Origin of the sequence: Escherichia sp. AM3 (assembly GCF_032029835.1) — a bacterium.
Classification (GTDB): Bacteria; Pseudomonadota; Gammaproteobacteria; order Enterobacterales; family Enterobacteriaceae; genus Escherichia; species Escherichia coli.
In genome coordinates, this window is the sequence record NZ_JAVUPQ010000388.1 from 1 (window position 1) to 960 (window position 960).

Annotated in this window: 2 protein-coding genes and 1 pseudogene; all 3 read left to right on the forward strand. The window is 51.7% G+C overall.

The window, feature by feature from the left end:
* On the forward strand, positions 1 to 246 hold a 246-nt coding region (locus RTW80_RS26070), incomplete at its 5' end, for a hypothetical protein (protein ID WP_312720976.1).
* On the forward strand, positions 246 to 860 hold the full coding sequence (gene traV / locus RTW80_RS26075) for an IncI1-type conjugal transfer protein TraV (protein ID WP_000337399.1): 615 nt from the start codon (positions 246 to 248) through the stop codon (positions 858 to 860). The genes RTW80_RS26070 and traV, both read left to right, overlap by 1 nt.
* A pseudogene (locus RTW80_RS26080) lies at positions 827 to 960 on the forward strand (conjugal transfer protein); the annotation flags it as partial. The gene traV and the pseudogene RTW80_RS26080, both read left to right, overlap by 34 nt.

Below are 960 nucleotides of genomic sequence, written 5' to 3' on the forward strand. Positions count from 1 at the left end.
ATACTCAAATTTACCGTCGGTCCACTGGAGCTATGGGCGCTGAACTCATCGCCAAAAGACAGTGCCCTGCGTAAAACGCTGACAAATAAGTTAGGTTCAGTTCGGGCACGTAAGATTCTGGCCGAAAACTTCCCCAGAGGTTCTGCAACGTCATTAATTGAGCACCGGGCGGGCCAACATAACAGTGACAATGTTATTGAAGATCTGGCCTCGGAGCTCATCCGAAAACAGGGATACAATCTCTGATGTGTACAATTCATATCACCCCACGCTGCCGGAGACCTGCCAGAGGGCAGGTATTTCTTAAAAAACTTGAGGTAAAAGGTGACAGTTTCTCATTCACTCTGCCGTCACGTGTCTTCAGGTTACATCCGGCCCCCAATCCCAGAGTGATATACGCCTCGGATGCCAGAACACAGGGAAAGGTTACAGGCATGCGGCTGTTGTTGCCGTCCAGCACAGATGAGCTGATAACAACGGCAATATGGCAGGTTTCTGTCCCGGATGAAGCACCATTCGACGTTCAGCATGTCATCCAGTGGATACTCCCTTCACCGCTGGCTTCGCTGATGTCCGATGATACCTGGTTATGGCCATCCGTTCCCGGAACGCCGGCACTGAGTGCCGGTGACTGGCCTGTTATGGATACTGACCCTTCCACCTTACGGCGCGTCAGACGTCGTTCTTTCAGCATCATCGATAACCGGAACAGGAAAGGTTATATCACCAGGCGATATCAGTGTTTCCCACTGGCCCCACTACCTGAAGACAGAAAATACGACAGCCTTCCTGACCTTGTGCTCCACCCCGAGCAGGAGACAATAAAATGCAAAGAAAAACATTACTCGCAGCCCTTATAGCTATCCTGAATGGAACGGCATACCAGGCTCATGCTTATTCAGTCACCGTCGTCGCCAGCCGTCCCGTTGAACAGCAGGTCGTCCCCAGACTGGAGGCCAT

Bases quoted from the DNA above. Each gene is read 5' to 3' on its own strand.
- traV (WP_000337399.1), top strand. From the start codon at position 246: ATGTGTACAATTCATATCACCCCACGCTGCCGGAGACCTGCCAGAGGG.